The organism is Sediminibacillus terrae (genome assembly GCF_009602435.1).
GTDB classification, from domain to species: domain Bacteria; phylum Bacillota; class Bacilli; order Bacillales; family Amphibacillaceae; genus Sediminibacillus; species Sediminibacillus terrae.
This window is the reverse complement of the sequence record NZ_VZDQ01000021.1, coordinates 523174-547190: the sequence shown is the minus strand read 5'-3', so window position 1 is coordinate 547190 and position 24017 is coordinate 523174. Positions and strand designations below refer to the sequence as shown.

Annotated in this window: 28 protein-coding genes and 1 riboswitch; of the genes, 23 read left to right on the top strand and 5 right to left on the bottom strand. The window is 43.8% G+C overall.

Annotation, left to right across the window (positions count from 1 at the left end; translation table 11 throughout):
* Position 1 precedes the first annotated feature (1 nt).
* The 16 genes from scpB to F6X55_RS08690 all read left to right on the top strand — a co-directional run bounded on the left by scpB (position 2) and on the right by F6X55_RS08690 (position 15242).
* A complete protein-coding gene (gene scpB, locus F6X55_RS08765; protein ID WP_026570075.1) occupies positions 2–589 on the top strand; it encodes an SMC-Scp complex subunit ScpB in 588 nt (195 codons plus the stop codon).
* 64 nt (positions 590–653) lie between these two features.
* The gene (locus F6X55_RS08760; protein WP_026570076.1) at positions 654–1136 is read left to right on the top strand and encodes a DUF3907 family protein; all 483 of its coding nucleotides are present in this window, start codon (positions 654–656) and stop codon (positions 1134–1136) included.
* Positions 1137–1849: 713 nt separating this feature from the next.
* On the top strand, positions 1850–2734 hold the full coding sequence (locus F6X55_RS08755) for a superoxide dismutase (RefSeq protein ID WP_026771228.1): 885 nt from the start codon (positions 1850–1852) through the stop codon (positions 2732–2734).
* A gap of 209 nt (positions 2735–2943) precedes the next feature.
* A complete protein-coding gene (locus tag F6X55_RS08750; protein WP_153462834.1) occupies positions 2944–4002 on the top strand; it encodes a D-alanyl-D-alanine carboxypeptidase family protein in 1059 nt (352 codons plus the stop codon).
* Positions 4003–4593 (top strand): nucleoside recognition domain-containing protein, encoded by a 591-nt coding sequence (locus tag F6X55_RS08745; RefSeq protein WP_153462768.1) that lies wholly within the window; start codon positions 4003–4005, stop codon positions 4591–4593. It begins immediately after the preceding gene.
* Positions 4590–5123: a spore maturation protein gene (locus F6X55_RS08740; protein WP_026570080.1), complete on the top strand. Its 534-nt coding sequence runs from the start codon at positions 4590–4592 to the stop codon at positions 5121–5123. The genes F6X55_RS08745 and F6X55_RS08740 overlap by 4 nt, the downstream gene beginning before the upstream one ends.
* 86 nt (positions 5124–5209) lie before the next feature.
* Positions 5210–5950 carry a pseudouridine synthase gene (locus F6X55_RS08735; protein ID WP_026771229.1) on the top strand — a complete coding sequence of 247 codons (741 nt, stop codon included), beginning with the start codon at positions 5210–5212 and terminating at the stop codon, positions 5948–5950.
* Between the two features lie 51 nt (positions 5951–6001).
* Positions 6002–6574, top strand: coding sequence for a thiol-disulfide oxidoreductase ResA (resA, locus tag F6X55_RS08730; RefSeq protein WP_035426704.1), 573 nt, complete (start codon positions 6002–6004; stop codon positions 6572–6574).
* Between the two features lie 28 nt (positions 6575–6602).
* Positions 6603–8237: a cytochrome c biogenesis protein ResB gene (resB, locus tag F6X55_RS08725; protein ID WP_026771230.1), complete on the top strand. Its 1635-nt coding sequence runs from the start codon at positions 6603–6605 to the stop codon at positions 8235–8237.
* Between the two features lie 36 nt (positions 8238–8273).
* Positions 8274–9464 carry a c-type cytochrome biogenesis protein CcsB gene (gene ccsB, locus F6X55_RS08720; protein ID WP_272914939.1) on the top strand — a complete coding sequence of 397 codons (1191 nt, stop codon included), beginning with the start codon at positions 8274–8276 and terminating at the stop codon, positions 9462–9464.
* 44 nt (positions 9465–9508) lie between these two features.
* Positions 9509–10225: a response regulator transcription factor gene (locus F6X55_RS08715; RefSeq protein ID WP_026771232.1), complete on the top strand. Its 717-nt coding sequence runs from the start codon at positions 9509–9511 to the stop codon at positions 10223–10225.
* A complete protein-coding gene (locus F6X55_RS08710) occupies positions 10225–11985 on the top strand; it encodes an ATP-binding protein (RefSeq protein WP_081704503.1) in 1761 nt (586 codons plus the stop codon). Before F6X55_RS08715 ends, F6X55_RS08710 begins: the two co-directional genes overlap by 1 nt.
* A gap of 85 nt (positions 11986–12070) precedes the next feature.
* A riboswitch (cobalamin riboswitch) is annotated at positions 12071–12272 on the top strand.
* 160 nt (positions 12273–12432) lie between these two features.
* Positions 12433–12852, top strand: coding sequence for a DUF4430 domain-containing protein (locus F6X55_RS08705; RefSeq protein WP_026570086.1), 420 nt, complete (start codon positions 12433–12435; stop codon positions 12850–12852).
* A 5-nt stretch (positions 12853–12857) separates the two neighbouring features.
* Complete coding sequence (locus F6X55_RS08700) at positions 12858–13379, top strand: ECF transporter S component (RefSeq protein WP_026570087.1); 522 nt, start codon at positions 12858–12860, stop codon at positions 13377–13379.
* Positions 13380–13512: 133 nt separating this feature from the next.
* A complete protein-coding gene (gene sigX, locus F6X55_RS08695; protein ID WP_026570088.1) occupies positions 13513–14049 on the top strand; it encodes an RNA polymerase sigma factor SigX in 537 nt (178 codons plus the stop codon).
* A complete protein-coding gene (locus F6X55_RS08690) occupies positions 14046–15242 on the top strand; it encodes a hypothetical protein (RefSeq protein ID WP_153462766.1) in 1197 nt (398 codons plus the stop codon). The genes sigX and F6X55_RS08690 overlap by 4 nt, the downstream gene beginning before the upstream one ends.
* Positions 15243–16028: 786 nt before the next feature.
* Here F6X55_RS08690 and F6X55_RS08685 read toward each other — a convergent pair.
* Positions 16029–16523 (bottom strand): inorganic diphosphatase, encoded by a 495-nt coding sequence (locus tag F6X55_RS08685; protein ID WP_153462764.1) that lies wholly within the window; start codon positions 16521–16523, stop codon positions 16029–16031.
* Positions 16524–16730: 207 nt separating this feature from the next.
* On the opposite strand from F6X55_RS08685, the gene F6X55_RS08680 reads away from it, so the two are divergent.
* Positions 16731–17195, top strand: a complete 465-nt coding sequence (locus tag F6X55_RS08680) for a helix-turn-helix transcriptional regulator (protein WP_026570091.1) — start codon at positions 16731–16733, stop codon at positions 17193–17195.
* A 65-nt stretch (positions 17196–17260) separates the two neighbouring features.
* Here the strand turns inward: F6X55_RS08680 and F6X55_RS08675 are convergent, their stop codons facing one another.
* Positions 17261–17509, bottom strand: a complete 249-nt coding sequence (locus tag F6X55_RS08675; RefSeq protein ID WP_026570092.1) for a ferredoxin — start codon at positions 17507–17509, stop codon at positions 17261–17263.
* 118 nt (positions 17510–17627) lie between these two features.
* Between F6X55_RS08675 and F6X55_RS08670 the strand changes: the two genes are divergently transcribed.
* From F6X55_RS08670 to F6X55_RS08655, 4 genes are read left to right on the top strand one after another with little or no spacing between them, the layout of a single operon-like run.
* Entirely contained in the window at positions 17628–18689 is a 1062-nt protein-coding gene (locus F6X55_RS08670) for a YpbB family protein (RefSeq protein WP_153462762.1), read from the top strand.
* On the top strand, positions 18686–20236 hold the full coding sequence (locus F6X55_RS08665) for a RecQ family ATP-dependent DNA helicase (protein WP_153462760.1): 1551 nt from the start codon (positions 18686–18688) through the stop codon (positions 20234–20236). The genes F6X55_RS08670 and F6X55_RS08665 overlap by 4 nt, the downstream gene beginning before the upstream one ends.
* The gene (locus F6X55_RS08660; protein ID WP_153462758.1) at positions 20214–20864 is read left to right on the top strand and encodes a CPBP family intramembrane glutamic endopeptidase; all 651 of its coding nucleotides are present in this window, start codon (positions 20214–20216) and stop codon (positions 20862–20864) included. The genes F6X55_RS08665 and F6X55_RS08660 overlap by 23 nt, the downstream gene beginning before the upstream one ends.
* On the top strand, positions 20809–21159 hold the full coding sequence (locus F6X55_RS08655) for a hypothetical protein (RefSeq protein ID WP_152525509.1): 351 nt from the start codon (positions 20809–20811) through the stop codon (positions 21157–21159). The genes F6X55_RS08660 and F6X55_RS08655 overlap by 56 nt, the downstream gene beginning before the upstream one ends.
* 65 nt (positions 21160–21224) lie before the next feature.
* Here the strand turns inward: F6X55_RS08655 and F6X55_RS08650 are convergent, their stop codons facing one another.
* The 3 genes from F6X55_RS08650 to F6X55_RS08640 form a co-directional block, all read right to left on the bottom strand.
* On the bottom strand, positions 21225–21794 hold the full coding sequence (locus F6X55_RS08650) for a manganese catalase family protein (RefSeq protein WP_026570096.1): 570 nt from the start codon (positions 21792–21794) through the stop codon (positions 21225–21227).
* Positions 21795–21878: 84 nt separating this feature from the next.
* Entirely contained in the window at positions 21879–22142 is a 264-nt protein-coding gene (locus tag F6X55_RS08645) for a spore coat protein CotJB (RefSeq protein ID WP_237648622.1), read from the bottom strand.
* The gene (locus F6X55_RS08640) at positions 22135–22362 is read right to left on the bottom strand and encodes a spore coat associated protein CotJA (protein WP_081704506.1); all 228 of its coding nucleotides are present in this window, start codon (positions 22360–22362) and stop codon (positions 22135–22137) included. Before F6X55_RS08640 ends, F6X55_RS08645 begins: the two co-directional genes overlap by 8 nt.
* A 164-nt stretch (positions 22363–22526) precedes the next feature.
* Here F6X55_RS08640 and F6X55_RS08635 point away from each other — a divergent pair, with 164 nt between their 5' ends.
* The gene (locus F6X55_RS08635) at positions 22527–23153 is read left to right on the top strand and encodes a CBS domain-containing protein (protein WP_237648628.1); all 627 of its coding nucleotides are present in this window, start codon (positions 22527–22529) and stop codon (positions 23151–23153) included.
* Between the two features lie 48 nt (positions 23154–23201).
* Positions 23202–23978, top strand: a complete 777-nt coding sequence (locus F6X55_RS08630) for a metallophosphoesterase (protein ID WP_153462752.1) — start codon at positions 23202–23204, stop codon at positions 23976–23978.
* Positions 23979–24017 lie beyond the last annotated feature (39 nt).

The window sequence follows — 24017 nt, the reverse complement described above, 5'->3', positions numbered from 1 at the left end:
CGTGGAGTTATCAGAATTCAAAGCAGTAATGGAAGGACTCTTGTTCGCTTCTGGAGATGAGGGGATCAGCCAAAAGCAACTGTCACAAATACTTGGCTTGGATGCAGAAGCAGTCCGACATGTTCTCAATGAATTAAAATACGATTATGAACATGCAGAACGAGGTATAACGATAATGGAGTCCAATGATGTCCTCCATTTAACGACAAAGCCAGAACATACAGCGTATTATCAAAAACTGATGGACACTCCGCAAACTTCCAGGCTTTCCCAAGCAGCGCTGGAAACGTTGGCGATCATTGCATACCAGCAACCAATTACCAGGGCGGAAATCGAAGAAGTGAGAGGGGTCAAGAGTGATCGCCCTGTCCAAACGCTGATGTCGAGGGGGCTGATTGCGGAACAAGGCAGAAAAGAAGGAGTCGGGCGTCCTATTTTATATGGCACTTCTACGGAGTTTCTGACATATTTCGGACTCCGTTCACTTGATGAACTGCCTCCTCTCCCTGAAAATGTAGAACAAGCTGATGTAGAAGGAGAAGCTGATTTGTTTTTTAAAAATTTTCAGGACCAGTTGGAAGAGGAGTAAAATCAGAAAACGTATTTTATCCTTCGTATAGTCTGGACATTAGAACTTAACAGGAGGCTGAATAATGAGCAACGATTCCCTGCATGCTCATGTGAAAAAGGTAAGTGTTTTTCTTGATGATACCTTGAAGGAAATCAGCGGCTATCTCAACAATTGCAAGTTGGAAGATTTGATGAGTGAAGATGGAAGCAGAGCTTCGGGATATTATATGGAGTTGTTGAAGGCACTAAGACGGCTGGAGGTTTTTTGCGATGAAGCAAAAGATACTGTAAATGGATTGCTCCGGGAAGAACCGATGCGCGAAACAGCAGCTGAAAGGTCATTATATGGCATTCACCATCAATGCATTCTCGGTTTCTTCTCGCCCAAGAATGATGTTTGGTACGAAAACAGCCGGGCCTCTTATTCTGGAAGGCGCAGCATCACCTTTCATCATCAACCGCCATATTCATTTTTGCGTTTGATGGAGCATTTGGAAATGTCGTTTCAGCAAATGCGTGAGGAATTAAGTTATTATGAAACAGCCTATAAAAAAAGAATGTCATAATTGGTGTTTTAAGGAAAATCATCAGCGAAATTGAAAATTGCTGATGATTTTTTCTTTTGCCTCTATTTTGATTGTGTGTTTTTTCAGTCGTGGATGAAGTTCGTCGAAATTCAACGAAGGGTAAATTGGAAGGCTTGTATTCACAGGAAGCGAAGTGAAAAGTTGAAAACATCCTTGCAAGCTGTCATAAAAAGAGCGGTACAAGGAGTCTTTCGAAAGAGTTGATGGCGTAAAAAATAACACCATCACACTTGGCGAGGCCACTGAAAAACTGATGGTCTTTGAAAAGTAGAATTTAAAAAAGCGCTCTGTATGGAATTTAATTTCCATACAGAGCGCTTTTTATCTGTACAAGAAAAAAGAGTGACTTTCTTTTAGAAATCAAAGAAAATCACTTCTTTTTCGTTTACTCTCTGTTGATTCCACGATGAGCGTTCGGTGGTGACGCCTGCGGGAACAGCGCGAACCAAAGATCCACTTGGTCAAGTGATCTTCTTGACCAAGTTAGCTGAGGCTGTGCCCGCGGCAAGCATCCACCGATAAGCGATCCGTGAGAATCAACAACAAACTTTAAAATCTCTTCTAGATTAGAAAGGACTTTTTCAGTGGCCTCCACTTGGCAGGGGGATTTTTTTCTAAGCGATACATCTTAGTGCCCTCTAGGGAATACACATAGGCGGGCTTCTGGCATAGAATATCTGGAGGTGATTTCGATGAACGAAAAAAAGAAAAACTACTTAGACTCTCTGAAAACGTGGGGCAAGCAAGTAGAAGAAAAGATGGAAGGAGCACAAATCGAAGGAAAGGATGCGGAAGAATGGAAGAAACAGCTGACCGACTGGAAATCGTTGCTGAACGGTTTATTGGATGAAAAGGATGAACCTACAGATGAAAAAATCGCGCTCGTGGAACAAAAAAGCGTTAAGCTTTTCGAGCTGATTAAGTATCTGATGGAGAAACCCCGTCAAAGCGAGAAGACAATTCTTCCGGGACAGCACGTCCTTCCCGATCTGCCATACGCATACGATGCGTTGGAACCGTATATTTCCGAGCAAATCATGAGACTGCATCACGATCGACACCACCAATCTTATGTTGATGGATTAAATAAAGCGGAAACAGAGCTTTATACAAAGAAGCCCGATGCTAAATTAATCAAACATTGGATGAGAGAGCAAGCATTCAATGGTTCTGGTCATTTCCTTCATTCCTTGTTTTGGGAAAATATGTCGCCACGTGGCGGTGGCAGGCCCACCGGCGAATTGATGAGTCAAATAGAAAAAGACTTCGGTTCGTTCGCAGCATTCAAATCACTTTTTTCCGCAGCTGCCGAATCGGTCGAAGGAGTAGGCTGGGCTGCACTCGTGTGGGAACCGCGCTCCGGCCGATTGGCGATCCAGACAATTGAAAAGCATCAAATGTTCAGTTTATGGGACGTCATACCGTTACTAGTCCTGGATGTATGGGAGCATGCTTATTATCTTCAATATGAGAATAAGCGTGCAGATTATGTGAAGAATTGGTGGAATATCGTAAATTGGCAATCTGTTTCCCAAAGACTGAAATTGGCAAAACAAGTGGAAGTTCCGCTTGTTTAAGTCTCAAAGCGGAGCTGGAAGTGAGAAATATATCTGTTTTTCATCCCAGTTCCGTTTTTTTCATATTTAAAAGGAACAGTCTTTTATATTAGAGAGGGGAGTTTTATACATACGCCTGTCCTTCCTGCATATGATGGTACAAGAGAGTAGGCGGGGAGGTAAGGGGATTGAAGCGAATAGGCATACTCATTTGTTGTGTTGGTTTGATTATGGGAATTTTACCCGAAAGGACGGCTGCAGCTCCGGGAGTATCTGCCGCACATGCGGTTTTGATCGAACAGTCTACAGGAAGAGTGCTGTTTGAAAAGGATGCTCATGAACCGCAACGCATAGCAAGCATCACAAAGATAATGACAGCAATCATAGCGATAGAATCGGGGGAGTTGGAAGAAGAGGCTACGGCCAGCCACCGTGCTGTATATACGGAAGGATCCTCCATTTATTTGGAAGAAGGCGAAAAGATGAAGCTGAAGGATTTGGTATATGGCTTAATGCTTCGATCAGGGAATGATGCCGCAGTTGCCATTGCCGAAAAAGTAGGTGGGAGTCTTGAAGGTTTTGTCCACATGATGAACGAAAAGGCTGCTTGGCTCGGGATGAATGATACGACATTCGAAAATCCTCATGGGCTTGATTCTGAAAATCATCGTTCGAGTGCTTACGATATGGCTTTGTTGATGCGTTATGCTATGGATAATGATATTTTCCGGGAGATAACCGGATCTAAATCATATAAAGCAGAGACGAGGACGTATGCATGGGGGAATAAAAATAAACTGTTGACTCAGTACTACGAGTACTGTACAGGCGGGAAGACAGGTTATACAAAAAAAGCCGGAAGAACGCTTGTTTCAACAGCTGAAAAAAACGGCATGTCCCTTATCATGGTAACCATCAATGATCCAGACGATTGGCGAGACCATATTCGTTTATTTGATTGGGGATTCGAAAAATATCGGATGACAGATTTGCAAGACAGGGGAGCGGAACAATTTAATGTCCGCGGTTCAAACAAAAAGCTGAGTGGATTGTTTCCGGAAACACTGCGTTATCCGCTTACAGCAAAAGAGCAACAGCAAATCACCAGCTCCGTTTATTTTCTCGAAAATGCATCAGCAAGCTCTGAAAAAAAACAAGAGATCATCGGCAAGAAAGTATTCCGTGTCAACGGCTCCTATTTGACAGAAATGAGCATTTTGCATAGCAAGCAAACAGTCAGTCAACAAGGATTTTTACAGCTATTTCGAAAAATGACAGGAGTTTTCTAGGTGGTTAATTATATTTGGGCGGCAATGGCCGTGATCGGAATTGTTTATGCGATGTTCAACGGGACCATGGAAGAAGTAAATGAAGCGTTATTCGAGAGTGCTGATGACGCAGTCATGTTGTCTATTGGTTTGATAAGTGTCCTTGTATTCTGGCTGGGACTAATGAAAGTAGCTGAAGAAGCGGGACTTCTCAACATGCTGGCCAGACTTTTCAAGCCCTTTGTCACAAGATTATTCCCGGATATTCCCAAAGACCATCCGGCAATGGGGTACATTTTATCGAATCTCACCGCAAATTTATTCGGACTAGGCAATGCCGCAACCCCGATGGGAATAAAAGCGATGGAGCAAATGAAGCAGCTTAGCAAAACGGATGAAGCAAGCCGATCGATGATTACTTTTCTGGCAATCAACACCTCTAGTTTGACGCTGATCCCGGCCACGGTTATTGCCATCCGCATGAAGTATGATTCGGCTGCACCTACAGAGATAGTCGGGACAACGATAATCGCTACGTTGATTTCATCGGCAGCTGCCATCATGATAGACAGACTATTTTATTACAGAAGGGTGAGAAAGCAGAAAAGATGAGTTTCATTTCGACAATCAGCAGCTGGATGATTCCGCTCATCATATTAATTGTGCTGATATCCGCTTCCTGGAAGAGGCTTCCTTCTTACGAGCTGTTCGTGGAAGGGGGGAAGGAAGGGATTCAGATGGCCATGTCTTTGTTGCCCTTTTTGCTGGGGATGATGGTATCCATTGCGATATTGCGCGGTTCTGGAGCTTTGGACGCCTTTATTTCCATGATATCCCCGCTATTGCAAGCCTTTGGAGTACCGCCTGATATTGTCCCTTTGTCGATCATACGGCCGATCTCCGGCACGGCGGCGCTCGGAATGACCACAGAACTGATTGATACACACGGCCCGGATTCGTTTATCGGACGACTGGCTTCCACCATGCAAGGTAGTACGGACACCACCTTGTATATTATTACGGTTTATTTCGGGGCTGTCGGGATCCGCCGGATGGGAGATGCTTTAAAAGTTGGACTGTTGGCAGACCTAATTGGTATAATAGCTTCAATCGTGATTGTAACGATTGTATTCGCAGGTTAAGCGTTGACTTTCTAGTTAACGCTCTTCTTATTGTCCAAAAGGGACCAGTAAAAGATTTAAAAAATACAAGAAAATTTGGTGATAAAATGGCTAATGAACAGGAAAGGCTGCAAAAGGTGATTGCACAAAGCGGAATCACTTCCCGGCGGAAAGCGGAAAAACTAATCGAAGAAGGGAAAGTGAAGGTTAACGGACAGGTGGTGACCACGCTGGGTACAAAAGTTTCTTCCGAGGACAAAGTCGAAGTGAACGGGATACCCCTGGAGAAAGAAGAACCCGTTTATTATCTTCTCTATAAACCGCGTGGGGTTATTTCCAGCGTGCAAGATGATAAAAACCGAAAAGTCGTAACGGATTACCTGCCTGAGATCGACCAACGAGTGTTCCCGATAGGAAGACTCGACTACGATACTTCCGGTTTGCTGCTTTTGACCAATGACGGCGACTTTGCCAATCTTCTCATGCATCCGAAACATAAAATAGACAAGGTTTATGTTGCCAAGACAAAGGGGATACCTGATAAAGAAGCTTTACGGCAAATGAAAAAAGGGGTCGTGTCAGATGGTGAACGATTAAGGGCGTCATATGCAAAAATATTGTCGACGGATGCAAAGAAAAATACCGCGATCATAAAAATTGTTTTGCATGCGGGGAAAAACCGACACATTCGCCGAATGATGGAAGCCTTGCATTATCCGGTTGATAAATTAAAACGGGAGGAGTATGCTTTTTTGAATTTGCACGGTTTGAATGCAGGTGAATGCCGGGAGCTGACCCCGCATGAAGTAAAGAAGCTGCGTACGCTCGCAGAAGAAAATGTTAAATAATGTTCAAATATTGCGCTTGCTTTTAATGATATAATGGCGTAGGGAGTGAGCATGTTGAGTAAAGTAGAAGAAGCAAAAAAACAAAAACAAAGAAAGAAGAATCTGCGTCTTCTTTTCCGTTCGAGCATCCTGCTAGTTTTGCTGGCTGCGGTGGTATTTGCGTTGGTGTCTAATTTTACAAAGGATAAAACAGTGATTGGCGTGGGGACCGAGGCACCCAATTTTAAATTGGAACGCCTCAACGGAGAAGGCGGAGAAGTATCCCTAGATGATTTGAAAGGCAAAGGGGTCATGCTTAATTTCTGGGCCACTTACTGCGGACCATGTAAGGAAGAAATGCCGTATATGGAAAGCCTTTATCCTGAATACAAAGAAAAAGGTGTAGAAATCTTAGCTGTCAGTATGGATTCGAACGATTTAGTCGTGAACCGATTCGTCGATAAGTATGAGCTTAGCTTTCCGATTGTCCGAGATAATGGAGGACAAGTATTGGAATTATATGATGTCGGCGAGCTTCCTTCCACTTTGTTTATCAACGCAGATGGCGAAGTCGTGGAAAAAGTATCGGGCGAATTGACACTTGATCGGTTGGAGGGGTACTTGAAAAAAATCGAACCTCAATAACAACAGCGGAAAATTGTGAGGGATAGGAATGAAACGAATTACTTGTGAATCTTGCGGTCACGTCAATCCGGAAGGTACTGTGTTGTGTGAAGCTTGCGGAAAGCCGATTGAAAAAAATCAACACATCGATGGCAATAAACCCGGAAAACTATTGAACATGCGGTACGAGGGCAGCGCAAGAAGGTCGCAAACCTACAATAAGTCGGTGATCGATAAGATTTGGAATTTCTTTTCATCGGTGAAGGTAGGTGTGACGCTAATCGTCATAACCTTGATTGCTTCTGCGGTCGGAACGATTTTTCCTCAGGAAATGTACATACCGCCGAACGTGGATCCGGCACAGCATTATGCCGACCAGTATGGAATACTTGGCAAGATTTATTATCAACTTGGTTTGCATAACTTATACAGCTCCTGGTGGTATATGATCTTAATTGCGATGATCGGTACATCCATCATCATTGCCAGCATTGATCGTTATGTTCCACTACGGAGAGCGTTGAAAATGCAGAAGCCGAAGCGGCATAAAGCATTTTTGCAGAAACAGCGATTGTTCAGCGAGTCGGAGAATATATCCGCTGAGGATGTGGAGCATGTAAAAAATCGACTGAAAAAGCAACGGTACAAAATCACGGAACAAGACGGTCATATACTCGCTGAAAAAGGCCGTTTTTCCAGATGGGGACCGTACGTCAACCATATTGGTTTGATTGTATTTTTGTTGGGGGCGCTGATGCGGTTCATTCCGTTCATGTACATAGACGATTATGTTTGGGTACGGGAAGGGGAAACAGCCGTAGTACCGGATACTGACCAACAGTATTATGTGAAAAACAAAGATTTCATCATGGAAACATACGATGAAAACGATGAACGTTACCAGGAAGCCATTCAAAAACAAGGCGGTGCTGTACCTAGTAACTACCAGACAGATGCAGTCATTTATAAAGCTTCTGGAGAAGCTGTAACAGGAGAAGACCCAGAGTTAGAGAAGGTGAAGGAAGGCAGTATCCAAGTGAACAGACCTTTGAAGTTCGACGGATATGCTCTTTACCAATCGAGTTATCAGCTTGATGAGTTTGAATCCATGACATTTAAAATCCATGAAACTGACGATGAATCAGAAGAGGCGCTAGCCAGCTTCACGGTCAATTTGATGGATCCAGAATATGAGTATGAGCTTGATAACGGATTCCGGGTGGTCATTGACCAATACTTCCCTGAATATTACATGGATGATGGAACACCTGCATCCCAATCCAAGTATCCGCGAAATCCGGCCTTTGTCTTCTTCGTTTACCCTCCGGGGGAAGAGACGCCTGAAGTAAGTTTTGCGGGGATCGGCAGAAATGTCGATGCGTCGGGAGAAAACGACTATAAGGTAGGATTGCAGAATTTCGAAGTCCGAGATGTAACAGGACTGACACTGAAGCGAGATTACACCCTTCCTATCATCGCGCTTGGAGGTCTGATTTTCATGATTGGTGTCATCCAGGGTATGTACTGGCAGCACCGTAGAGTTTGGATCCATCCAAGCGATTCGGGAGTGATGCTTGCTGCCCATACAAACAAAAACTGGTATGGTATCAAGCGGGAAATCGAGAAAGCGATTGATGGAACCGGTGTTAATATGGTAGAGGATCAACAGGAAATCAAGCAATAACCCCGTTTGTTAACAAACGGCGGAAGGAGGAGAACGATGGGAGATTTGACTCAGGTAAGCAGTACGCTTCTATATATTGCGTTCGTATTATATTTAGTGGCGACGTTCGTTTTTGGTGGTACGATTCGCGACAAACGGACAGATAAAGGCAATGGAACGTTAGGGAAAGTCGCCATAACTATCACCATTATCGGTTTTTTGACCCAAGTAGGCTATTTTATCACCAGGTGGATTGCAAGTCAGCACGCACCGGTAAGTAATCTGTTTGAGTTCACGACCTTTTTCGGCATGATGCTCGTTTTTGCTTTTATCATTATCTATTTTATTTACCGATTGAATCTGCTTGGGCTATTCACGTTACCTGTCGCTTTATTGATCATCGCCTATGCAAGCATGTTTCCGCGGGAAATCTCTCCGCTTATTCCTTCGCTGAAGAGTCATTGGTTGTACATACATGTAACAACAGCGGCAACCGGGGAAGCGATTTTGGCGGTGAGCTTTGCAGCGGGACTGATTTATTTAATAAGGCAAGTCGACCAAACCCAGCGCAGTAAACGGACGACCTGGCTGGAAGTAGTCATGTATGCGGTCTTTTCCACATTGGGTTTTGTGATCATTTCTTCCTTGTTCAGTGCATTTGACTACAGTGCAGAGTTCCAATTTCCGGTCGAGGGAGAAGAGATGACTGTGGAATATCAGCTGCCTGCCATCACGGGCCCGAATGACGGAGAGTTGCTGTCAGAAGGGGTAATGCAGCCATGGTTCGAAGCACCTGGTTGGATGCATGGCGAAAATGCTGCAAGGAAATTTAATACATTGATCTGGTCGGTCCTGACTGGAGCAGTTTTATATTTATTGGCCAGATTGATTTTAAGAAAACGGATTGCGGCCGCTATTCAACCATTATTGAAACGGGCAAATCCGGACTTGGTGGATGAAATTTCTTATCGAGCAGTGGCAATCGGTTTTCCGGTATTTACACTGGGGGCTTTGATTTTTGCCATGATCTGGGCTCAACAGGCGTGGGATCGCTTCTGGGGCTGGGATCCCAAAGAGGTTTGGGCCTTGATCACATGGTTTTTCTATGCAGCTTTTCTGCATTTGCGCTTATCCCGCGGCTGGCATGGTGAAAAATCTGCTTGGCTGGCAGTAGGAGGGTTCGCGATTATCATGTTTAATCTGGTTGCTGTCAACTTGATTATCGCCGGACTTCACTCCTATGCATAATCGCGGTATGATAAAAGTTAGAATATAAATGAGGGGCGGATTGCATGGCCAGTAATGAAAAAATTTTAGTAGTAGAAGATGAAGAGAGAATTCGTCGGCTTATCCGGATGTATCTGGAAAGAGAAGATTACCTGGTGGAAGAAGCGGAAGATGGCGAATTCGGTCTGCAGCTGGCACTCGAAAATGACTATGACTTGATTTTGCTGGACATCATGCTTCCGGGAAAAGACGGAATCGAGGTTTGCAAAGATATAAGAGAGCAGAAGGATACCCCGATCATCATGCTCACTGCAAAAGGTGAGGAAGCAAACCGGGTCCAGGGTTTTGAAGTTGGGACAGATGATTATATTGTAAAACCATTCAGTCCTCGTGAGGTCGTATTACGGGTGAAGGCTTTATTGCGACGGTCTGCTTCCAAGACTTTTTCAGCCGAAGAGCATACGACCAGAGATTTGATCGAATTTCCTCATTTGCTCATCGACAACGATGCACACCGCGTCAAAGCGGATGGGAAAGAGGTAAGCTTAACCCCGAAAGAATATGAGCTGCTGTATTTTCTGGCCAGATCGCCAGACAAAGTTTTTGATCGGGAGCAGCTATTGAAAGAAGTTTGGAAGTACGAATTCTTTGGTGATTTACGCACTGTCGATACTCATGTGAAGCGGCTGAGGGAAAAATTAAACAAAATTTCAGCAGAGGCCGCGAAAATGATCGTTACCGTTTGGGGTGTCGGTTACAAGTTCGAGGTCGAGGGCGACTGATGTTCTGGCGAAGCGTGGTTTTCAAGCTATGGTTTACTATCCTTTTGCTTGTCTCCTTTGTTCTATTGATCCTGACTATCTTGTTACTGGAGTTTTTCCAGAACTATAACGCAGATCAAGCGGAGCAAAACTTGATGCAAACAGCAACGAAAGTCTCTGTCATGGTAGAACAATATGATGACAGGGGCTTGATTTATGAAACAACGGAACGCGTGAAAGACCCTTCGAGCAAAATTGCACTCGTTTTTGGTGAAGATGATTTTTGGCTTTCCGAAAATAATGAAGGCAGTCTGCCGGACATTTCCTATGACTGGCTTATGTCCGAAAAGGATTTATCGTCGGTTATCGATGATAATGAAGAGGTAAAGAAACAAGTGATTTTGCCGGGGACCGAAAATAAAGTGATCATAGTCGGCACGAAGCTGCCAAACCAAAAAGGCGCTGTTTTTGTCTATCAATCACTCAATGTATTGAAAGAGACATCCAGGCATACTACCCGGATTATTTGGCTTGCTGCAGGGGTTGCACTGATTCTTACAACCATTTTTGCTTTCTTTCTTTCTTCCCGGATCACCTCTCCTTTGATTAAAATGCGCGAAGGTGCTTTTGAGTTGGCTAAAGGGGAATTCAATACGAAAGTTCCTATCCTGACTCATGATGAAATTGGAGAGCTTGCCATGGCATTCAACAGGATGGGGAGACAGCTCAAATTTCATATCAATGCTTTGAGGCAGGAAAAAGAACAAATATCGAGTATATTAAGCTCTATGGCGGATGGCGTCTTGACGCTCAACCGGAAAGGAAACATCATGGTTTCCAATCCCCCCGCCGAAAAGTTTCTCAAAGACTGGCATTATGAAAATGATTCTTCTGAAGAGGAAGTGAACTTGCCAACGGAATTAATGGATACGTTGGATACCGTTGTTGCTACTGAGAAGGAAGTCATGAAGGAAATCTCGATCCAGGGAAGAAACTGGGCGATGATCATGACGCCTTTATACGATCAGGCCTATGTCAGAGGAGCAGTAGCAGTTTTTCGTGACGTGACGGATGAGAGACGTCTGGACAAATTAAGGAAAGATTTTATTGCCAATGTGTCCCACGAACTGCGAACACCGATTTCCCTTTTACAAGGTTACAGTGAAGCAATTGTTGACAATATAGCGGAAAGCAAGGAAGAAAAAAATGAACTCGCAGGGATCATTCATGAAGAATCGCTGCGAATCGGCAGACTTGTAAATGAATTGCTTGATTTGGCGAGAATGGAATCCGGCCATATCCAATTGGAATTGGAGAGAGTGGATATGGCACCGTTTTTAGGCCGGATCATCAAAAAGTTCAGCGGCATGGCACAAGAAAAAGCAGTTTCGTTATCACTTGAAAATAATCTTCACGTTAAACAGCTTACGTTCGATCCGGACAAAATTGAACAAGTTTTTACGAACCTTATCGACAATGCGATCAAGCATTCTTTTTCGGGTGGAAAAGTCAGAATTATTCTAGTTGAAGATGAAAAAGAAGTGGTCTGCTCGATCAAGGATGAGGGTGCTGGTATTCCAGCCGATGATTTGCCCTTTGTATTTGAACGGTTTTATAAAGCAGACAAATCCAGGAAGAGGGAGAACAGCAAGACGGGGACCGGTTTAGGCCTTGCGATTGCAAAAAACATCATGCAGGCGCACCAAGGCTCGTTGACAGTCCAAAGCAAAGTGGAAGAAGGAACGACCTTCACCTTCCGGCTTCCGAAAAACATCGAATAATCGTTGAACTTGAGGAATAATCTTGTTCCTTATGTAACATTGCAGCTTCCTAATTATAGGTAACTGTGATAGAATTATTGCTGGAAATTAAATAGAATACTGCGGTGCTTTCCAGGCGGGTTTTCCCGTCTGGCGGGCTGAAAAGGGAATCTGGTGAAACACCAGAGCTGTCCTCGCAACTGTAAGTGCGTACGAAATGGATGAACCACTGTGAGTTTTTATCATGGGAAGGTTCCAAAGTAGGAAGATGCACGAGCCAGTAGACCTGCCGCCGTTGCCTGTTTCAAACCTTCGGGGATTGAGTGTTTGAGGCTGCCGGTGAGTGGTTTGCCATCCATGTAAGCTGGTTTGTCTCTTTAGCTTATCTTCTCAGAAGATAAGCTTTTATTAGTATACATAACTAGCACTTGCCTGTCCCTGAAAATTATCATTGGGAGGTTGGAGTAAATGAAGAAGTTTTTATTTTCGTTATTCAGTTTGTTGTTTGCCGCTGGTATCATGACCGGCTGTGCTGATCAGGAGCAGGATACGTCAAACAATGATACGGCGAAAACGGAACAATCCGGCGATTCTGAAAGCCAAGAGGCGGTGATGGTCACCATTTCAGAGGATGAAGGAGACAACGTCATCGCTGAAAAAGAAGTGGAAATCGAAGAAGGAGCCATTTTGCTTGATGTGATGAAAGAAAACTTCGAAGTAGAGGAAGCGGATGGCTTTATAACTTCGATTGAGGGTGTCAGCCAAAACGAAGAGGAAGGGAAATACTGGATGTACACCGTCAATGGAGAAATGGCTGAAGTCGGGGCTAACGAGTACGAATTAAGCCCGGAAGATGAAGTCACGTTCGATTTGCACGCCATGGAATGATCTGAGTGAATACGTATAAGCTTACTTTGATTGCAGTTCTCGCAGCACTTGCAGTCGTGGGAAGGTACACCTTTCAGTTTCTTCCCAATGTGCAGCCGGTTACTGTTCTGATTATTATTTGCGGATTCTTTTTAGGGCCTGTATCCGGGATTTTGCTTGCTGGACTGACAACTTATCTTTCCAATTTGTTTCTCGGTATGGGGCTTTGGACTGTTTGGCAGATAGTTGGCTGGGCATTAATCGGATTGATGAGCGGACTGATCGGGAAGTACTGGAGAGCCGTCCCCCTGCCGGTGATGGTTGTTTTTGCCGTCATTTGTGGTTACCTTTACGGATTGATTGTTTCCCTGGCAACCTTCTCAGTGGCGGGAAACTTTCTTTCTTATTACCTTTTAGGTTTACCGTTCGATACGTATCATGCAGTAGGAAACGGGATATTTATGGCAATTCTGTTCCCGGTGTTCTCCAGGGTTTTCAGACGATATCTACGTAATTCAGAATATGGAAAAATACCAGCTAGTAAATAGCTGGTATTTTTTTGGGCTTACCTCTAAAAGAAAGCAATGAATAACGTTATAATAGAAGCGATTGACAAAAAAGTTCATTCATTGTAACCTTTTTGCTTCGCACTCCGACAATATAGTAAACGGGGGATCTGGCATGAAAGCCGTTTTTCAGGATTTGTATAAAAAATATCACCAGGATTTATACCAATTTTTAATATATATGACAAAGGATAAAGAACAGGCAGAAGACCTCGTTCAGGAAGTGTATATTAAAGTATTGAAATCTTATCACACTTTCAAGGGTGAAAGCAGCGAAAAAACATGGCTTTTTTCCATAGCCAGGCACGTGGCAATCGACTACTTCCGAAAACAGTCGAATAAACGGAAGCGGATTCTGGATTTTTTTGACTGGGGGGAGCGGGGAGAGCAATTGGAAGACCAATCGATACTTCCTGAAGAAATTGCCGAGCAAAATGAAGAAGTGAGACAAATTTACCACTGTCTCGATAAATGCAGTTTGGATCAAAAAAGTGTCATTATTTTACGATATATACAGTCATTTTCTTTAAAGGAAACAGCAGAAACGCTTGGTTGGAGTATCAGCAAAGTGAAGACGACGCAACATCGGGCCATCAAGGCGTTGAGGCAGCTTCTGCAGCAGGAATATGGAGAGGAGGGAAATATCCAGTGAAAAGAGGATGGAATAATCAACGTGTAGAAGAAAACTTAAGAAAATTGCCTGCTATCAATGATAAGCGGCCGGAAGATCAATTGTATCAAAAGGTTGTGGAAGGCTTACAAGAAGAAACAGACAGAAAAAACAAAAGATCCTGGAAGTCATGGTTGATTCCCTCCTTAGCTACCTTGGCTGTCCTTGTATTGATTGCTGTAATAAGCCAAAGCGCCTTGCGTATGGATCATTTTTCTTCTCAGGAAGACAGTGCCGATACGTACTCTGATGAATCGTCTGTTAACAATGATCAATCGAAAGTGATGGAAGAGAAATCGCAATCCGGTTCCAGTCTTCCTGCTGATCAATCCGAGTCTGCAGATGAGGAAGCGAAGTTGACTATAGCAGAAGAACCAGTCAGCAAAGCCGTTTATACCGGTAATGAAAAGTCCACTGTATTAGATGTCTCCGTACCTATTGAAGGAACCGGCTATTTAGTTCCGCTGGCTTACCAAACGGAAAATACTAGCGAAAGTATCGAAAGCACATTAAATCGCTTGGATGATTTGCTTGACTCTGAAGTTGCCGGACTACCGGCGAACCTTTTGCAGGGCGTTACCTTTGAGGTTGACAAAAGCAACGGGACTGCGATTGTCCATTTTCCTGCTGAATATGCGTTTGAAGACAAAGCGTTTACCGGGAACGTGGGAACAGTATTATCCAGATTATTCTTGCCGTTAAATATCAATCACGTCAAACTCCAGGCAAATGGAAAGCAAGGTATTCCAGTTGCGACAAAAGGGGAAGTTATCGAAAGTGTTCCATTAAAAGAGCCGGGCAACTATGTTTATAAGGTGTATCAACAGCAAGAAGACACTCCTGCCTTCTTAGCGGCTGTTCCAGTGGCGATTGATCATGACATTGAAGCGGCGTTCTATGAGATGCGAAAAGAAGAACCTGATTATGATTTGAAAGCTTCTATACCTGCAGATGTTGCGTTTCGTGTGCAAAAATACGATAAGCATGTTTCGGTGGATCTTTCGGGTCCTGTGGCAAATGATCAAAAGACGCTGGATATGCTGGAAGCAATGATGATGACTGCGAAGAGTTTCGGCTACACTAAAATTGAGTTCAATATGGCTGAAAACAGAATAGGACCTTATGATAATCTGGAAGAGCCGATAGAAGTTCCCGACGGGATCAATGGGCAATAACCAGTTACAGCTTCTACCTTAATCATCTAGTTCGATGTATTCACATCATTCCTAAAATGATCAGGTTACTGTTACAGCCCTTACTCTATTGTCTTTATTCAACACTGTGCAGTAACTGTAATGGCAAGTTAAAGTTCCGTTGCCTTTACAAAAAGCGAGTGTTAAGCCCCGCTTCGGTAGCATACTACGCTTTCCGCGGGCACGGCTTCAGCTAACTTGGTAAAGAAAACCGCTTTACCAAGTGGATCTTCAGCTCGTGCTGTTCCCGCAGGAGTCTGCGTATGCTACCTGCGCTAAGAAGCATGCCGGCTATCGCCTAGAGACTTTTTCTTTGAGAACCTTTATCAGTTCTTTTCATATATAGACAGTTGGAGTTCCGTCTTTTCACCTGTTCTTGGACTTTCTGCTTGTTTTCCCAGCTGTGTCTTTTGATGAAACAGTGTATGTAGGTACCATGAATAAAATAGTCTGGTATACGTGTTTTAAACAGAAAGCTGTTCCTAGCGAAGAAAATACCCGGAGACTCCCGCGGGAGGAAAGGCCTCGGTGAGATCCCGCAGAGCGTCAGCTCGAGGAAGCTCACCAGCCGCCCGCGGAAAGCGCAGGGTATTTTCGCAGCGTGGAACTTCACCTCAACAAAAGTAGGAAGTAAGGAAGACGCATTCAAACTATGTCTCAGTTTATATCTTATATGGACGATGCATTAAAATGATATTTCTCGAATGTTATTTAAAAGAAGCTGCCCTTCGGTCAATTATGCCGATGGACAGCTTCTTTGTTTCATGTTTACTTTTGGTCTTTATACCTTGCAAGACAATCGTCAATAAGGTTATTGGCGGCCTCTACGCCTTCCCATTCACCGATTTCAGTCTTTTTGTTTTGCAGATCCTTGTAGGTTTTAAAGAAGTGGGAAATTTCGTCCAGTTTGTGGGACGGAACATCTTCCAGGCTGTACACATCTTTAAAACGAGGATCTTCAACAGGCACCGCCAGCAGTTTCTGATCTTCTTCACCGCTGTCAATCATATTTAAAAAGCCTATCACGCGGGATTCGATGACACAACCAGGGAACGTCGGGTTGGTCACGAGCACCAGTGCGTCCAGTGGATCACCGTCTAATGCTAATGTTTCATCAATATAACCGTATTCAGCAGGATAAAATTGAGGAGAAAAAAGCACTCTGTCCAGCTTGAATACCCCTTTTTCCTTATCGTATTCGTATTTGTTCTGATTACCGGTCGGAATTTCGACAAATACATCAATCACTTTATTATCTGCCATCGATATTGCCTCCTTATTTGCTTGGCAAGAGTGGTTAGAGCCTTCGCCTGCCAGCTTTATTCGTTAAAAACAAATATGTAATCCACTTTCGGTAACATATTATATCAATTTTTAATAAGGAAAGAAAGCAGAGAACATGTTAGAATGTAAAAGAAACGTATAAAATCCTTACATATGAAAAAATCAGCAACAGGACGGTAAAAAGAAATGAACAAAACAATACTCAGTAACCAAATTTCCAGTAAGATCAAGTTAATTAGAGTGGAAAGAAATTATACCCAGGATAAAATGGCTGCGATTTTGGGAATCTCCAAGAAAACCCTTGTGCAAATCGAAAAGGGGAGGACGGTTGCCAACTGGACTACAACCACAGCAATTTGTGCCCTGTTTCGTAACAGTGAAGTTATTCGCAACATGCTTGGCGGGGATGTTCTGGAAGTAATCGAAACAATCGCCCACACCTCCATAGAAGAGCCGCACGGCATACTTACAGAGGACAAGGTTTGGTGGAACAATCTCTCAGAGCGCAACGGCTATGTCCTTCAACAGAATGTTATCAGCCAACACTACCGTATTGTGGATCCAGACAAACAACGGTGGTATAGTTCGACAGATAAAGAGGCAGCGTTGGCCAAGTTCGGCCAAGTAAACGAGTTGGTGACCAGTGAATAGTCAACTTTGAAGTGAAAATGGAAAAACAAAAGAGATGGCCATGAAGGCATCTCTTTTTGGGGATGTTATTGAAATTTATCCGGATTTCCGTCGAATGGCTGTTCTGCTATCTTGATAGATTCAGTAGGACACCCTTCGAATGCATCTTCCAGGTCATCTTCAAGTTGTGCGGAAACAGGCGTGCTACCCCGATTGTTATCCAGGCGGGAAAAAGCGATTCCTTCCTCATCATAGTAAAATATATCAGGGGCTGCCGCTCCGCATGCGCCACAAGCGATGCAGGTTTCCGGGTCGACTATTGTAAACTTCGCCATGATAGTGTCCTCCTTAGGGTTTGCACTTTGCAAACCCACAAATCACTATTCTCTATTGTAAAACGGTTTCCAATTCTCTGCAAATGGTAAGTCAAAGTAAAGGGAAGGGAATATCGCCATGATTACGATTATCATACTAGACAGTCTATCAAAGTTAAAACAGGAGCGCACTAGTGCAGCGGTTTATCACTTGCTGGTCGGAAAGCGATCTTCGCAAACACTGCAGGACGCCCACATATATCACCTGACCGGCTACTTCGGTATTGCAAAAGGAATGGACAAGCATGCGTTTGATCAAAAAGTTGAAAACCTGGTGAGCAAGCATTACTTGGCTTATAGAGGCGATAAAGCGTTTGTGACAGAAAAGGGGATGTCTTTTCTTAAAAATAATGAAAATCACGGGTTTTTGCTTCATTATAATGGTCTAGTTTATGACAGGGCCGCAGACCTTTTCTATGAAAGGCTCTCCTTGTTTATTCAAACTGCGGCAAACATTAAACGCGGCAATCATCGCTTCATTCCTGTCAGCGATAATCAGGAAGTATTGCTTTGGATGAAAAAATATTACACTGCAGCACGACACCGTCTTCAAGAGTTGCTGGATCAGTTGTATGGTGAAATGCTACCTTTCTTGAAAAGGCTGCCTGAACAGCACGCTGATATTTTTGTGAAAAGATTAAGCGGGTACTCCCATTTCGGAATGAGCAAGGTCCAATTAGCGGCATTCTATGATATGGATAAGTATGATTTTACCGTATTATATCAGTTGATTTTACACCGGATGCTAAATTATATCATTTATGATAGCACCCCCACTCCAACTCTCGCCACCTTTTCGAGCGGCTTGGTAAAAGAAGTGTTTCTGACGGATTCGGCAAGAAAAACGGACGACCTGCTCAAACAGGGAAGAAATGTCGAAGAAATATGCAAGATAAGAAGGCTGAAAGAAAGTACAGTACACGATCACCTGATTGAAATAGCGTATGCTCAGCCGGATTTCCCGTTAAATAACTATGTATCGCCTGATGCAGTCAGGGAAATAGGTGAACAAATCGAGCGACTGAAATCGAGGAAGCTAAAGCAGATCAAGCAGGCGTTGGATGACCGATACAGTTACTTGCAGATACGTTTGGTAATGGCAGTCTACCGGGCAGGCCGGCGAAAAGGGGTGGAACAATGACGGATAATTTGAATAAAGCGTTGGAAAAGTATTTCGGCCATCAATCTTTCCGGGAAGGGCAGCGGGAAATAATCGAAGACGTTTTGCAGGGAAAGGATGTGCTTGGCATTTTGCCGACTGGTTCTGGAAAATCGGTCTGTTATCAGCTTCCTGCCAGGCTTATGTCTGGAGCGGTACTTGTTATTTCTCCCTTGATCTCTTTGATGATGGATCAAGAAAAGCAATTGGCTGCTTCCGGATATAAAGATGTCATTGCATTCAACAGTTTTTTGAGTGTGCAAAAAAAACAGGATGCTTTTCGCAATTTAGCAGCTTATAAACTGATTTATGCCTCGCCGGAAATGCTGCAAAGGAAAGGGTTTGTCAAAAAGCTGTCCGAATTGCGGATATCCTTGTTTGTGGTGGACGAAGCACATTGCATATCTCAATGGGGGCATGAATTCCGTCCGGACTATTTAAAATTGCATCATATAATAGAAACATTGCAACACCCTCCTGTCCTCGCGTTGAGCGCTACAGCGACGCCGGAAGTACAGAAGGATATTTCTTTTCAGCTACGCAAGCCGGCTATGGCCAGACATATTTATCCGATGGACAGGGAAAATATTACATTTCAAGTCGATGAACTGGAAACCCCTTCAGAAAAAATCAAGCGGATTTCAAACGTCTTAAAAGCGCATCCAGTACCGACAATGATTTACTTTTCGAGCCGAAACTGGACGGAAAAGGCTGCTGCCGAGCTGTCTGCTGCATTGCCGGACATGAATGTGGCTTTTTACCATGGCGGAATGGAACAGTCTGACCGTATACTGATTCAGCAGCAATTTATGAATGATCAACTCGACGTTATATGTTGTACGAGTGCTTTTGGCATGGGAATCGACAAACAAAATATCAGGTTGGTGATCCATTTTCACTTGCCACCGCAAATCGAGTCGTTCATCCAGGAGGTGGGCAGAGCGGGAAGGGACGGTTTGTCGAGTGTCAGCCTTGTCTTGTTGTCACCGAATGATGATTTGCTTCCAAGAAAGCTGATCCAATCAGAGTTACCTGGCAGGGAAGAAATCGCCCGGGTCATCCGTTATATGAAATCAAGGGTCCAGCAAGGGGTTTTTCGTTTACCAGAACAAGACATACTTCTGGAAAGTTTGCAGATTAGTGAAACAAAATGGCGGTTCCTGCGCTATCATTTTGAAAATCATGGTATGATGGACAATGATCGGATAGTTTCTTCTTTTGATTGGGAAACCATACAGGAAAAAATCAGCCGAGTTGCTGCAGAAAGGACAAAATACAAGCTTGCCAAAGTCAATGAATTGCTATGGTGGGCTGAACAAACTGAATGCAGAAGGAAGGCATTGTTTGCTCCGTTCCAGGACACAACCAAGGAGCCATCCTATCATTGCTGTGATAGATGCGGTTTCAAGTTTTCTGAATGGGCGCCTGTCACAAAAGCTACAAGAAAATCCGAATCATATAATTGGAAACAGGCATTAAAACAGATAATGCTTCAAGGGGATAGCGATGAAGAGATTAAGTCAGGCTGAAGCTGTGCAACAGCTTTCCAGCAGCCAATTGAAGAAACAATTATACCTTTCACAGATGCTTTTTTTACTACTTGCTATCGGGTTGAGCTTATGGCTGTTTCCTTCTCCTCACCAGTGGCTTGAATTAGCGGAGTGGAATGTCGGGGACATCGTTTTTTATGGTTTGGTTCCTGGTCTGATTATCGTGTTGATAGATTTTATGTTAATGAGGTTGCTGCCGGAGCAGGCGTTTGATGATGGCGGACTAAATGAGAAGCTGTTCGCCAACAGAAGTGTAAGTGAATTGTTTGTGATTGCTCTGGTTGTTGCCGTATCCGAGGAAGTTCTCTTCCGTGGCGTTCTGCAGACAGAATTGGGTTATTGGACCGCCAGTATCATTTTTGCACTTGTTCATGTCCGGTATTTAACGAAGCCTGTATTGCTGTTGTCCATCGTGATGATCAGCTTTTACTTTGGCTGGTTATACGAAGTAACCGGCAATCTATTGGCCACAATTACCGCTCATTTTGTTGTGGACTTTATACTGGGAATGTTGATTGGGAGAGCCAGCATCAGGAAAGGGGGTATGAAGGATGACAGAGGAGATCAACAAGGATCAAGCCAGGCAGCTTCGGAACATGGTAAATGAGTTGGACAAAGATAAGGAAATGAGCACAACCGACAATCTAGAACAGGAAGAAGTCAATGTATTGAATTTACCACCCCGCAAGGAAGTCCATCAAAACAAAAAAACAAAAGTGAAGTGGAAGGTAAGTCTGTCGTTGATCCGGTTGCTTGTTATTCTTTTTATCCTCATTATCGCTGTGATAGTGTCCTTGCAACTTTGGGGAGGCGACCAGTTGTTCCATTTAGACGGCGGACAGGGTCTTGATAACATTTTGCCAGGCTGGGAGCAGGTAAATATAAAAACGAACGGAAATTGATGAAGAGCCGGGCAGGTGCCTGGCTCTTCAATTTTTATCAGTGTGGAATTGGAGAGGGAATAGAATCAGAAGTAAACTTTCTTCCCTCTTTCTTCTTTTAATATTTCAGCAGCTTCACGGAACCGCTGGGAATGGACGACTTCCCTCTCCCGCAGGTATTTCAATCCATCATTCAATTCCGGGTCGTCAGACATATTGATGATCCATTGATAGGTCGCTCTAGCCTTTTCTTCTGCGGCAATATCCTCATAAATATCGGCGATCGGATCGCCTTTGGCTTGTATGTAGGATGCAGTCCAGGGGGTGCCCGATGCATTTTCATAAAACAGGGCATTGTCGTGGTTGACGTAGTGGGCTCCTAAGCCGGCTTCTTTCATTTGTTCTGGTGTAGCATCTTTTGTCAATTTATACACCATGGTTGCAATCATTTCCAAATGAGCGAATTCTTCGGTCCCGATATCGGTGAGCAATCCGATTACTTTGTCGGGAATGGAGTAGCGCTGGTTCAAATAGCGCAGTGCTGCTGCCAGTTCTCCATCCGCTCCCCCATACTGTTCGATCAGGAACTTTGCCAAGCGAGGATTGCACTCCCTGACCCGGACAGGGTACTGAAGTTTTTTTTCATAATACCACATGACCATCTTCCTTTCTTAGGTGTACAGATAGTGACTGATCAGAGGAAAAAGAAGGGCATTTTGTCTTCCGCTCTGCCCTTTGCTTCACACTTGCCAAGGCCAAGGGGCATCTTTCCAATTCCAAGGGTAGGATGAGTAACTCATGCCGTATTGAAAGAGTGGTCCGTATTGATTTTCATATTGTTTTTTCAACTGCCGGCTTTGTTTGGCATGATGGTTGAATTGCCGGACAGCTTCCTCGTCCCAGGGATGGGTGTCCAGATACAAAGTCAATTCGCATAACACAAAATCTACCGCTTGAATTTCTTCCAAAAGGTCATAATAAGCGCTGGTCAGCGGTTCATTCACCTGTATCCCCCCTTTTATATGGCGATTCGTAAGGGCTGTATAAAGCCGGCCATAATGTGCCTCGGTACAATGCTTCTTTAGCGGTAGCATACTGCGGGAGACAAGGGGGCTGAAAACCGAGGTATAACTGTGGGGGTGTCTCATAACTTTTTATTCGGATAGGCGGACATGGATCGGTGGGGCTCACATAAGGTGTATAAAATTTCCGTTGGGTGAACATGACTTACTCCTTTCTAATGCACGAAAGTAATGATACAGTGTATGAATGGAACAGTTCGTCTCATTCTACTTGATTCATGTTAAGAAATATTTATGCAGGGAATGGAATAGCGAATGTAGAAATAAATATATAATATCTTCAAAAGGAGGCTGATTCTGTTGTTTGTGAAAAGTATTCTAAAACCAAGCCATCAATGTATCATCGCAAAAGAAAAGGATACACTAAAGGCTACCATAAATCAGTTGGAAACAAGGGATATTGAGGCAATGCCGGTCGTAGAAGACAATATCTTTAAAGGAATGATTTCGAAGCAGGACATATACAAGGCTTATTTCCAAAGCCGCCAGACCCGGGATGAATTTCTGAGCGCCACGCTTGTGGGAGATATTGCTTCACACGGTGATTTATATATCGATGAGCAAGCAGTTTTCGAAAATACGTTAACCACCTTTAAAGGATATCCAATTTTGGCGGTAGTCGGTCCGGAAAAACAATTCCTCGGTATCGTCACCCGGTTCGATATGATTGAACAATTCGAGAGTGCTTTTGGCATGAAAAAACCGGGCGTCAGAATTGCTTTCACATCGGAAGAATCCACTGGCCGTTTATCCCGTCTCGCGGATATCATCAAACAAAATCATGCCAATGTCATTTCGGTAACTACGTTTGATGAGACGGATAAATTGGCTAGAAGAATCGTCTTGAAAGTAGAAAAAAACGACAATATCGACAAACTTTCAACCAAGCTGGAAAAGTCAGGTTTCCGTGTATTGGATATTAAAGAAGTATGATCTATGTTGAAACTGTCCATAGTGAAACAGGAAAAAAGGAGAAACTGATTGGGTCTTATTATATTTGGAATAGTTTTCATTAGTGGTTTGTTTTTATCCGGCAGGATGGTTTACCTGGCACACCGTGATCATCTGCGGCGCCATCAAATACCCATTCCATCACTAGGGGAGAATGTAGAATCCATCCGGGTATTTTTCATTTCCGACATTCACCGTCGAACCATACAAATAGAGACTCTATCGTCGGTTGATGAACATGTCGATCTGGTGGTCATCGGTGGAGATCTGGCAGAACGCAAGGTGCCTTTGAGTAGAATCAAAGAAAACCTTTACCGGCTCCAAAGACTCGAAGCACCGATATATTTTGTCTGGGGTAACAATGATTATGAATTGGACCGTCAGAAGCTGGAAGAGCTATTGGTAACAGCAGGGGTGACCTGCTTGAAAAATGAATCAAGAAAAGTGATACTGCCTGACGGCCAGAGGCTGTGGCTTCTCGGATTCGATGATCCGGACAATAGCTCGCCTATTGTGGAACTCTTGGATACGCCTGATGAAGACATGCCGGTGCTGCTCTTCACACATCGCCCGAGTGCGTTTGAAGAAATGGGAGCGGGCATTGCCGATGATGTCGATTTCGTCTTTAGCGGGCATACCCATGGAGGTCAAATTCGCATTTTCGGACTCGGGCTTTACACACGCGGAGGGATTAAAACTATCCACGAAACACCGGTGCTGATCAGTGAAGGTTATGGGTACACCAGTTTGCCATTCAGGCTAGGAACAACTTCCGAATGCCATATCGTGACACTTAAAAGAGCTTAAACTGTTTTCTGCTGGCTGAATCTGTGTTACTGTCTAGGT